Here is a 10,237-nt window from a genome sequence, read left to right as displayed (position 1 = left end):
ATCATGCTTCACTCTCAAATCAACGCGCATAAAGAAAGCCTCCCATTTCTCATGTCCAAGAAATGGGAGGCAGTTCACACGCGCTGCAGGGTCTTTTTGCATGTCATGTTTAGTTGTGGCCAACGCCTTAGAGAGCGGCGACGACCTCGATCTCGACCAGACCGCCAGCCGGAAGAGCGGCAACCTGGAAAGCGCTGCGCGCGGGGAACGGGGCCTCGAACTTGGAGGCGTAGATCTCGTTCACGGCGGCAAAGTCGGCGATGTCGGCCAGGTAGACCGTGGTCTTGACGACATCGGCAAACGTGGCGCCGGCAGCGGTCAGCAGAGCCTCGACGTTGGCGAGGGACTGCTTGGCCTGGGCCTCGACACCCTCGGGCAGCTTGCCGGTCGCGGGATCGATGCCCAGCTGGCCGGACAGGAACACCATGTTGCCAGTCTGGATACCGGGGGAATACGGGCCGATGGCTGCGGGTGCGTTATCGGAAGACACGACGGTCTTGCTCATGTTTTTCTCCTTACAAGTAAAAGGGAACGGGAGCGCGGCGTTCACACCGGGAGGCACAGTTCGGTCTGAACACCGCGCTTGATTGGGATAGTACTCAAGGTTTCCGCGCGATGCAAGATTATTATCACGTTGCGAGAATATTTTATCGCCCAACGGTTTCCCCGGACCGTTGAACGGTTCTCATGTGGAGCAGCCAGTCCAAGCTGCTGAAGACTTTATCCCGCTTAGAGCACGGGCATCGCCTACCGCGACGGCGCCACTATACTTTTGAGTATCTGAGCATTTTGAAAGGCAGGATATGACCGCAACCGCCAGTCGAACCACCAACCGTAGACCCGAGCTCTTGGCCCCCGCCGGAGGCCCGGAGCCCTTCGCCGCCGCACTCGCTGCCGGGGCAGACGCCATCTACTGCGGCATGGGCAGCTTCAACGCCCGCCGCAAGGCCACCAACTTTACCGACGAGGCCTTTGAGCAAGCCTGCCGCGCCGCGCATCTAGCCGGGTCGCGCGTCTACGTCACGGTCAACATCGTCATCAAGCAGTCCGAGATGAGCGATGCGCTGCAACTCATCCATCGCTGCTCCACGCTGGGCGCCGACGCCTTTATCATCCAAGACTGGGGCCTGTTCTTTGAGGTCAAGCGCACGATGCCCGGCATCGAGACGCATATCTCGACCCAGGCGAACATCCACGACGACCGCGGAACCCTTTGGTGCCGCGAGCAGGGCGCCGACCGCGTGACCCTCTCGCGCGAGCTTTCCATCGACGAGATTGCCGCCATTCACGATGCCACGCCCGATGTGGACCTTGAGGTCTTTAGCCATGGCGCCATCTGCTTTTGCTACTCTGGCCTGTGTCTGCTTTCGAGCTTTGCCATGGCGGGACGATCGGCCAACCGTGGCATGTGCGCCCAGCCCTGCCGCTTGCCCTACGAGCTGATCGACGAGAACGGTCGCTCGCTCTCCCCTGCCGGTCGCGAGCGCGCGCTGTGCCCGCGTGACACCAACACCTCACAACTTGTTCGCCGCCTGTATGACGCCGGCGCCGCATCGCTCAAGCTCGAGGGCCGCATGAAGGCTCCCGATTACGTGTATTCCATCGTCGACGTGTATCGTCATCAGATTGACGATATGCTGGCCGATGTTTCGACCTCTAAGGACGAGAAAGCCGCCCGCCAGCGCCAGCTCAAGCGCTGCTTTAACCGCGACTTTACGCACGCCTATCAGGACGGCACCTCGGGCGACGAGATGATGAGCTATGAGCGTTCCAACAACCGCGGCCAGATCGTGGGCACGGTGCTGGGCAGCCGCCCGGCCAACCGAGATGTGCGCGGCCTCAAGCCCGACGACCGCCGTCGCCGCGCCGCCATCGCCCGCATTGAGTTGTTTGAGCCCGTGGGCAAGGGCGACCTGCTGGAGCTTCGCCACGACGATGAGTTCGACCAATTCCTGACCACCATCGCCGCCGATGATGCCGCTGCCGGCGATGTTATCGAGTGTCGCGTGCCCCGTAGCATGCCCGAGGGCTGCCGCGTCCGCGTGATTCGCAGCCAGCGTGCCATCGACGCCGCCGGCGCCGCGCTCAAGCGCGATGTGCTGCGCCGCCGAGCTGTTGATGTGTCCGTCGTGGCGCGCCTGGGCGAGCCGTTTACCGTCACACTCACCTGCTGTGACAACCCCACGCTCACCGCCGCCGCCACGGGCTTCACCGTCGAGGCCGCCAAGACCCGCGCCGTCGAGGCGGCAGACCTGGTTGAGCATGTGGGCCGCATGGGCTCCTCGCCCTTTGAGGCAGCGAGCTTTGACGTGGCCCTCGACGAGAGTTGCGGCATGGGCTTTTCCGCCGTGCACAAGGTGCGCGCCGCCGCTTGTAAGGCGCTGGAAGAGGCCATTCTGGCACCGTACGAGGAGCGCGCCCGCACGCTCGAGCTACCGGCGATTGTCACCAATGATTCCCGCCCCGCGCCCGAGCACTACCGCGATGAGCCGCAGATCTGCGCTACCGTCACCTCGCTCGAGGCCGCCGAGGCCGCTCGCGCCGAGGGTGCAACGCGCATCTACATGACCACCGACGCACTCGATGCGGCCGAACTCTCCCCCGCCGATGCGTTTGAGCAGGGCATCGTACCCATACTCGACGAGGTCTGCCGCGCCGTTGACCACGTCCGCGTTGACCCATGGGTTGTTGCTGGCGCCACGGTCGCTATTGGCAACATCTCTGAGCTTGCCCTGGCCGCCCAGGTTGGCGCCACGGCCGAGATTCGCTCTTGCCTGCCGGTGCACAACACGCCCTGCATGGAGGCACTCGCCGAACGCGGAGCCGGCGCGTTTTGGCTCTCGCCCGAGATCACGCTCGACGAGATTGTCTCGCTCGGCGCCGCCGCGCCCGCGGCTCTGGGGATCACCGTCTTTGGCCGCCCGCGCGTCATGACAAGCGAGCATTGCATTCTGCAGGTTGCCAACGGCTGCATCCACGATTGTGCCAACTGCCGCCTGCGTGCCCGCAAGCTCTCGCTCAAGAATATCGACGGCAAGGTCATGCCGGTGCGTACCGACATCCACGGCCGCTCACGCCTGTACGACGCCTACCCCATCGACCTCACGCCGCAGGTTCCGCAGCTGCTCGATGCCGGCGTGCGTCGTCTTATGGTCGACGGAACCTTGCTCGAGGCCGATGAGATTGGCCGTGCCGTCGCTCGCGTCCGTCGCGCCGTCGAGGCGGCTCAAGCCGGCCGCAAGCCGGCCGCCCGCCTGCGCGGCGCCACCTCGGGCTGCATGTTTGTGGGAATTAGCTAACCGAAAGGCTTACACGTGAACGAAGAACCTCAAGTCCTATACTGCGACGCCTGGCTCATGGCCATCGACAAGCCCGCCGGCATGATCGTCCACGGTGACGGCACCGGCGAGCGCACACTTACCGACTACGCCAGCGACCTGCTGCTGGCGATGGGCGACGGCTTTGCCGCGACCGACATGCAGCCGCTCAATCGCCTGGACCGTGACACCACCGGCGTGGTGCTGTTCTCACTCGACAAGCAGACGCAGCCCGCCTTTGACCAGATGATCATCGACCACGCGTTCGAAAAGCACTACCTGGCGCTCGCCGAGGGCAAGATCGACTGGAACGAAAAGCTCATCGACAAGCCCATCGCCCGCGACCGTCACGACAGCCGAAAGATGCGCGTCGGCGCCAGCGGCAAGCCGTCTCAAACGCGCGTGAAGGTGCTCAAGCGTCTTAAGAGCCGCCGCGGCCTGCCCACGCGCTCGTATATCGATGTCGAGCTGCTCACCGGCCGCAAACACCAGATTCGCGTGCACCTGGCGAGCGAGCGCCATCCCCTGGTGGGCGACGACCTGTACGGGACGCCGCGTCCTTGTGGCCTCATGCTCCACGCCCACAGCGTGTCCTTTACGCATCCCGTAACCGGCGAGCACATCCACATCGAAGCCCCCTGCCCCTGGGAGCCCTAAAACCTGCCAAAAAGGGACAGGTTTATTTTGGCAGGTTTTATCTGGACAAACGTCAAAACCACCACAAAGGTTCCTGCCCCTTCGCGGTGGTTTTGGCCTTAGCCCGTCCCTTGCTGTTAGACCGTGATGACGTTGTCCATTGCCCGGTACTTGGCAGGGACATCGCCTGCGGTAATAATCGTTGCGTCACGGAAGTCCGCGAACTTGACGGGCGCCACCATGCCAAATTTACTGGCGTCCGAGATTACGAAGCGTTTGGCGGTATGACGCATCGAGATACGCTTGACCTGGGCTTCCTCGATATCCGGCGTGGTGAGACCTTGCTCGGCGGCGATGCCATTGGAACCCCAAAAGCCGCAGTTGAAGTTATAGCGGTCCAGGGTTGCCAAGGCATCGGGACCGACGAGCGCCTCGGTATCGGGCTTGAGCTCGCCACCCAGCACAACGGCGCGCATACCGCGCAGGGCGAGATGCTGGGCATGGAGCACAGAATCGGTCACATAGGTGACGCCGTCGAGATGCGGAAGATGCTCGATGAGCTTGAGGGTCGTGGAGCCCGAATCGATATACACAAAGCTATCGGGCTCCACCAGGGCCGCGGCGCGGGCGCAGATGCGCTCCTTGTCATCGTTATGGAGATCACTGCGCTCGCTGATCGTCAGGTCGCGCGTCACGTGAGCGCGCTCCAGACTCGTCGCGCCTCCGTGCACCTTGGCGATACGGTGCGCGCGGTCGAGCGTTTGCAAGTCACGGCGAATGGTGGACGGTGTCACGCCCAGGGCCTCGGCAAGCTCCGGCACGGTAACCGAGCCGGTCTGCTGCACCATCGACACGATCGCGTTGAGCCTATCTTCCGCAAGCATCGCTTACTCCTCCTCGGGGTACACGACTCCCCAATCGGCGCGGAGCTTGGTCATCAGCTCCATAACATCAGAAGCATAGCCCAGAAGTTCGCGCTTCGAATCATCGCCAGCAACGGCCTTCTCCAGGTCGGCCATCTCGTAGCACAGCGCGTAGGCCTCGGTGCCAGCGTGGACCTCCTCACGGTGACCGTCCGCAGTCCACACGACGGTCGCATGGTCTGCACGCGGATACTCGTTGACCTCGACATAGCACTTATCGAAGCTGATGACCGAGCGCTTGGGCTGCTTGGAGTGGAGCGTAAGGCTCACGACGCCCAGCTGTTGCTCGGCATTACGGCAGACAATGCCACCCGCGACGTCAACGCCAGTCTCGCAGGTATTGCCCAGAGACACGACCTCGGCGGGTTGGCTGGCCATAAACAGGCGCATGACGGAGAGCGCATACACGCCAATGTCGAGCATGGCGCCGCCGGCAAGACTACGGTTGTAAAAGCGGTTGGTCAGGTCGCCGCACTCCTTATAGCTGCCAAAGTTAAGCTGGGCGAGGTTCATGCGGCCAAAGTCGCCAGCATCCATGCGACGGCGCAGCACCTGATACAGCGGCATGTGGAGCACCGTGGTGGCATCCATAAGGACCACGTTGTGCTCGTCGGCGATGGCACGGGCCTCGTCGAGCTCGGCGGAGTTGAGGGTAATGGCCTTCTCGCAGAGCACGTGCTTGCCGGCGGCCAGCGCGGCACGCAGATAGGTGATATGCGTGTTGTGCGGCGTGGTGAGATAGACGGCGTCGATGTCCGGATCGGCGTAGAGGTCCTCGACCGTCTCATACACCTTCTCGACGCCATACTGCTCGGCAAAAGCCTGGGCCTTGGACAGCGTACGGTTGGCAACGCCCGCGAGCTTGCGGCCGGCCAGAGCGAGGGACTGGGCCATCTGGTTGGCGATAACACCGCAACCGATCACAGCCCAACGAAGCTCGGGAGCCGTAAAGATGTCCTCGGGGAACGGCTTGTCCTGGACCGAAGCGAACGCTGCCTTTGCTGCTGCCGCGGAGTCGAGTGGAACCTGCTTGGAATCTGCCATATGTGCCTCCTGGGTCATGGAGCGTCTAACATTTCTGCCATCTCTATATTCGCACAAATTAGCGCGTATGTGCGTACTTTTGCGTATATAACCGCCAAATGGTCATAATACAGCCGCAGACGGCGCTTATACACGCATGGTCACGCAATCCTACGCACGCAAATACGCACAAATGCGCACTAATCATTACTCAGAGACGGGGAATTCTGCTTAGAACTCGAAAGACAGGATGATCCGCTTCGCCTCGTCGCTCATGGCGCGCTGCAGCTCTAAGGACCGTCCCAAACTGCAGACAGAAAAAGAACGTCCCCAGGCGCCGGCATTTCAAGAGCACTCATTTAAGTCTGTCCCCAATGAGTGGGAGCAATCAGAGACTCTTTGCGAGGGAGGCCGGACGTGGCCTTCCTCGTTTTATTCATGGACTTTAGTCCGTGCCGTGCGGCACGCGCGGCATAGAAAGCCACCCGCTCAGCGGGTGGAGGCCAATTTCCGCTACGCGACAAAAACCTTCCCCCTAGCATGAGGATTGTTCAGGCCATCATACTAAGGGGAAGGTGATTGCTGTGGCCCAGAAAGCCAACAGCCTCGCGCACACGAAATGGCTGTGCAAGTACCGCATCGCACCGAGGTCAAGCTCATCGCCGCCATCGTCGAGAAGCACCCCAAGGTGCGCTTTGCCGCGAGCTGCACCTCGGCCCACGCCGACCTCTACGACCGCATGGAGCAGGCCCTGTGCGAGCGCGTGGCCAACGCGGTGGAGGTCGTCCGCTCCGACATCAGCCCCGCGTTTCTTGTCCACACCGGTCCAAACCTCGTGGGTGTGGCGGTCCAGGGACTCTAGCGGAGGCGGGGCGTCCTGCCCCAAGAACAAATGCAAAAGACGAGCGCTTCTTGCCGCTCAATTGGCAAGAAGCGCTCGTCTTTTCTTAACGCGTTGTATGGCGGAGAGAGCGCAAGTTACGCGAGCGCCCTTCTTGCCAGCTCGGCCGCGCCGAGGATTCCTTGGTCGCCGCCGCAGCCCGGGGCGCAGATGTAGCTCTCCATGTCCTTAAGCTCGGCGGTCTGGATGTAGCCACCCAGATATTCGAGGGTCTTCTTGCGGACGATGCCGTAGAGCTGCTCCTGGTGCATCACGCCGCCGCCGAGGACGATGCGGCGAGGCGAGTACATGAGCACGAGGTTCGCGCACATCTGCCCCAGATAATCCCCCTCGAGCGCCCACACCTCATCGTTGTCCGCGAGCTCGGCCGCGGGCTTTCCCCAGCGCGCGGCGATGGCGGGGCCGGAGGCGAGGCCCTCGAGACAGTTCGCGTGGCTCGGGCAGACGCAGCGTCCCTCCTCGGTGGGACGGGTCCTTACCAGCATGTGGCCGGCCTCGGGGTGCAGCATGCCGTGAAGGAGCCTGCCCGCGCACATGACGCCCGCGCCCACACCGGTGCCGATGGTCACGTAGACGGCGTCCTCGAGCCCCTTGCAGCAGCCGAAGACCACTTCGCCGAGGCAGGCAACGTTCACGTCCGTGTCGTAGGCCACCGGAATCCCGAGGGCGTCGGCGAACGCGGCGCGAAGACCATAGCCTCGCCACGCGAGCTTGGGGGTCTGCAGGATGGAGCCGTAGCGCTCGTCGGCGGGGTCGACGCAGGTCGGGCCGAAGGCGCCGATGCCCAACGCGTCCACATCGCGGGCGGCGAACCACTCGATCATCTGCGGGACGGTCTCGGCGGGCGCAAGCGTCGGGGTCTCCATACGGTCGAGGACCTCGCCGTCGCCGGACACCACGGCACAGACCATCTTGGTCCCGCCGGCTTCGAGGGCGCCGAGCCTCATTTGCTTTTCGCTCATGTGATCCTCCTTGCAAAGGGGCGCCCGCAGCCATGGTCAACCGCGGGCGCCCATAACGTTGGCATGTTTCGAGGCGACCCTACCTGGGCACGCGGTCCTGCCTTGCGGCAAACGGGGCGAGCACGGCGTGCGGCTCGCTTTGGTACCAGTAGGCGACGGTGGAGATGTCGTCCTCGCGCTCGTAGAGCTTGATGTCGTCGTTGCCGAGGTCCTGGAATGTCACGCGCAGGTCCTCCTTGAACGAGATCGGGTCGGGAAGGTGCCACCTGTAGAGACCGTGCCTGGGCAGCGCGTCGTCGTTGGTCGCGAGCATCGGGTTCGGGTTCGGCTTGCCCGCGCTGAAGCGGTCGCGCGTGGCGTCGCGCGTCGAGCGGTACGGGTAGCCGGCGAACAGCGTGTTGAAGCACTGCGCCTCGGGCAGCGCGTGGGGCGGCCTGTCGAGAAAGGCCCAGGCACCGCCGAAGTAGTCCTCGGCTCCCGTCGAGGTGACCGTGGGGAACTCCTCGTCGCCGTCGAGGAAGAACTTCATCTCGCCCTCGCCCCACCAATAGCGCTCCAGGGCGCACAGGGCCATGTAGGTGCCGACGTAGTAGCCCTTGCCGCGCACGCCGTCGAGCACGGTGTAGTCGACGCCCCTGCGGGTGCTGCGCTCGCGGTTAAAGCGAGCGTGGAAGTACATGGCGTCGTCCGGCACGTCGGTGAGCGCGTAGTTGAACGTGTAGAAGATGTACTTAATGAACCCGGGGTGCTCGCTCGTAAGCGTGACCTTGGCGTGCTTCCTGAAGGGCATCTCGAAGTAGCAGTTCATGCCGCCCGTCGGGTTCACGCAGATGGGCATTGAGTTGACAATGGCGCGCTCACCGAAGCCGTTACAGAAGAAGTCGCCGACAGGGCACTCGACCGAGGGGGTCTCCTCGTCGTCCCAGTAGAAGCGCAGCACGAGGTCGCGCATGACGAAGCTGCCGGCGGCGGTCTTGTCGGGGACGGTCATCCAGATGTGGCGGATGATGCCGGGGCCCTCGATGTCCGCGAGCGTGATGGTCTCGCCGGACTCAAGGGGCACGCAGCACGAGCCCTTGCGGCCGACGCCGAGGTGGCTGGCCGACATGGCGGCGCGGCCCTTCTCGCCCGTGATGTTCTCGGGGGTGATGGCGCGGCTTTCCTCACCGCCGTGCATCCACACGTCCTTAAGGAACTCTCTCATCGTCGACCTCCTCTATTCGTCGTCGTCGCACTCGGCAGAACTGACACCGTTCACGTAGATGATCTGCTGGCGCGCCTCGTTGACGAGGGCATCGAAGTCGAGCTTCTCGTCGGGGCGCGCGAGCGCGACCGTCATGGCGAGCGGGAGGTTGACACCCGCGATCACGTGGATCCGGTCGGAGGCGAAGCGGGAGAAGCGCTGGTTCACGCTGCCGCCGAACGCGTCGGTAAGGACGACGACCTCGTCAGTGCCCGAAAGAGCCGCCTCGACCGCCGCGTCGAGCCCCTCGCCGTTGTCGTTCACGTAGGCGCACACGGCGTTGACGGCGTCGCCCTTACCCGTAAGGAACTCGAGGGTGTCCTTGAAGCCCTGGGCGAGAAGGGAATGGCTCGCCACAACTATCTTTCTCATTGATTCACCAATCTCTTGGGTCGAAGCTAAGCGAGGATGCCGGCGGCGGAGGCGACCATCGCGAGGACAATCACCACGAGGATGAGGGCCGTCATGCTCGCGTTCTTCTTGGTAAGAAGGTAATACGCGCTTCCCGTGATGGCGGCGGGGATCATGGCAGGCAGGATCTTGTCGAGCAGCGGCTGGATCTCCATCGCGACGTCGCCGAAGCTGAAGCTAATCGGGCAGGTGACGCCGATGACCGAGGCGATGAGGCAGCCGACCACGGTGAGGCCGAGCACGGAGGCGGCGGCAGTGAGGTTGGGAAGCTTCTCGCTGAAGTCGGTGACGAGCTTCACGCCCTGCTTGTAGCCGAACTCGAGGGCGTGCATGCGGACCCAGAAGATGGCCAGGATGAGCGCGAACCAGATGCCGGCTCCCACGGGGTTGCCCTCGATGGCCATGTAGGCGGCGATGGAGCCCATGATGGTCGGGATCATGGTCATGAGCAGGGAGTCGCCGACGCCGGCGAGCGGTCCCATGGTGCCGATCTTCAGGTCTTGGACGGCGTCCGCCGCCGCTAGGCCGTCGCGCTCCTCCATGGCCACGCAGGCGCCAAGGATGATGGCGGCGAGCCAAGGCTGGGTGTTGTAGTAGCGGAAGTGGTTGTTGAGCGCTTGCTTATAGTCCTCGTCGTTCGTGTAGATCTTCCTCAGGACCGGCGAGAGGGCGTAGGCGACTGAGGCGCCCTGCTGGGTCTGGTAGTTGAAGGTGCACACGCTCATGAGCCAGCGCCAGTTCGCGTTGCGCAGGTCCTTCTTGGTGACCTTGTAGCCGGAGGGCTTGCCCTTGGCGACGGCGGTGATGTTCTCGTTTTCCAT

10 protein-coding genes are annotated in these 10,237 nt (G+C 63.3%); 3 read left to right on the top strand and 7 right to left on the bottom strand.

What is annotated here, in order from left to right; genetic code table 11:
• Window positions 1-127: 127 nt before the first annotated feature.
• Window positions 128-505 carry a RidA family protein gene (locus I2E13_RS08715; RefSeq protein WP_089572469.1) on the bottom strand — a complete coding sequence of 126 codons (378 nt, stop codon included), beginning with the start codon at window positions 503-505 and terminating at the stop codon, window positions 128-130.
• 298 nt (window positions 506-803) lie between these two features.
• Here I2E13_RS08715 and I2E13_RS08710 point away from each other — a divergent pair, with 298 nt between their 5' ends.
• On the top strand, window positions 804-3,299 hold the full coding sequence (locus I2E13_RS08710) for a U32 family peptidase (protein ID WP_195404838.1): 2,496 nt from the start codon (window positions 804-806) through the stop codon (window positions 3,297-3,299).
• 15 nt (window positions 3,300-3,314) lie between these two features.
• Window positions 3,315-3,974 carry an RluA family pseudouridine synthase gene (locus I2E13_RS08705; protein WP_231501551.1) on the top strand — a complete coding sequence of 220 codons (660 nt, stop codon included), beginning with the start codon at window positions 3,315-3,317 and terminating at the stop codon, window positions 3,972-3,974.
• A 116-nt stretch (window positions 3,975-4,090) separates the two neighbouring features.
• Here I2E13_RS08705 and I2E13_RS08700 read toward each other — a convergent pair whose 3' ends face one another.
• Together I2E13_RS08700 and I2E13_RS08695 are read right to left on the bottom strand one after the other, a co-directional pair.
• Window positions 4,091-4,837 (bottom strand): DeoR/GlpR family DNA-binding transcription regulator, encoded by a 747-nt coding sequence (locus I2E13_RS08700; RefSeq protein ID WP_195404837.1) that lies wholly within the window; start codon window positions 4,835-4,837, stop codon window positions 4,091-4,093.
• A 3-nt stretch (window positions 4,838-4,840) separates the two neighbouring features.
• On the bottom strand, window positions 4,841-5,920 hold the full coding sequence (locus tag I2E13_RS08695; protein ID WP_195404836.1) for a Gfo/Idh/MocA family protein: 1,080 nt from the start codon (window positions 5,918-5,920) through the stop codon (window positions 4,841-4,843).
• 598 nt (window positions 5,921-6,518) lie between these two features.
• Here I2E13_RS08695 and I2E13_RS08690 point away from each other — a divergent pair.
• Window positions 6,519-6,761: a hypothetical protein gene (locus I2E13_RS08690; RefSeq protein WP_229057907.1), complete on the top strand. Its 243-nt coding sequence runs from the start codon at window positions 6,519-6,521 to the stop codon at window positions 6,759-6,761.
• A 116-nt stretch (window positions 6,762-6,877) separates the two neighbouring features.
• Here I2E13_RS08690 and I2E13_RS08685 read toward each other — a convergent pair whose 3' ends face one another.
• The 4 genes from I2E13_RS08685 to I2E13_RS08670 form a co-directional block, all read right to left on the bottom strand.
• Window positions 6,878-7,762 (bottom strand): ROK family protein, encoded by an 885-nt coding sequence (locus I2E13_RS08685; protein ID WP_199408853.1) that lies wholly within the window; start codon window positions 7,760-7,762, stop codon window positions 6,878-6,880.
• A gap of 79 nt (window positions 7,763-7,841) precedes the next feature.
• Complete coding sequence (locus I2E13_RS08680) at window positions 7,842-8,966, bottom strand: glycoside hydrolase family 172 protein (protein WP_172676343.1); 1,125 nt, start codon at window positions 8,964-8,966, stop codon at window positions 7,842-7,844.
• Window positions 8,967-8,978: 12 nt separating this feature from the next.
• Window positions 8,979-9,377, bottom strand: a complete 399-nt coding sequence (locus I2E13_RS08675; RefSeq protein WP_117629220.1) for a PTS sugar transporter subunit IIA — start codon at window positions 9,375-9,377, stop codon at window positions 8,979-8,981.
• A gap of 26 nt (window positions 9,378-9,403) precedes the next feature.
• The gene (locus tag I2E13_RS08670; protein ID WP_117563754.1) at window positions 9,404-10,237 is read right to left on the bottom strand and encodes a PTS system mannose/fructose/sorbose family transporter subunit IID; all 834 of its coding nucleotides are present in this window, start codon (window positions 10,235-10,237) and stop codon (window positions 9,404-9,406) included.

Origin of the sequence: Collinsella aerofaciens, from assembly GCF_015554145.1 — a bacterium.
Classification (GTDB): Bacteria; Actinomycetota; Coriobacteriia; order Coriobacteriales; family Coriobacteriaceae; genus Collinsella; species Collinsella aerofaciens_AA.
This window is presented reverse-complemented; position numbering and strand designations above follow the sequence as displayed.

Coding starts and splice junctions, on each gene's coding strand:
- I2E13_RS08675 (WP_117629220.1), bottom strand. CDS start 9,377: ATGAGAAAGATAGTTGTGGCGAGCCATTCCCTTCTCGCCCAGGGCTTC.
- I2E13_RS08685 (WP_199408853.1), bottom strand. CDS start 7,762: ATGAGCGAAAAGCAAATGAGGCTCGGCGCCCTCGAAGCCGGCGGGACC.
- I2E13_RS08715 (WP_089572469.1), bottom strand. CDS start 505: ATGAGCAAGACCGTCGTGTCTTCCGATAACGCACCCGCAGCCATCGGC.
- I2E13_RS08695 (WP_195404836.1), bottom strand. CDS start 5,920: ATGGCAGATTCCAAGCAGGTTCCACTCGACTCCGCGGCAGCAGCAAAG.
- I2E13_RS08680 (WP_172676343.1), bottom strand. CDS start 8,966: ATGAGAGAGTTCCTTAAGGACGTGTGGATGCACGGCGGTGAGGAAAGC.
- I2E13_RS08690 (WP_229057907.1), top strand. CDS start 6,519: ATGGCTGTGCAAGTACCGCATCGCACCGAGGTCAAGCTCATCGCCGCC.
- I2E13_RS08700 (WP_195404837.1), bottom strand. CDS start 4,837: ATGCTTGCGGAAGATAGGCTCAACGCGATCGTGTCGATGGTGCAGCAG.
- I2E13_RS08670 (WP_117563754.1), bottom strand. CDS start 10,237: ATGGAAAACGAGAACATCACCGCCGTCGCCAAGGGCAAGCCCTCCGGC.
- I2E13_RS08710 (WP_195404838.1), top strand. CDS start 804: ATGACCGCAACCGCCAGTCGAACCACCAACCGTAGACCCGAGCTCTTG.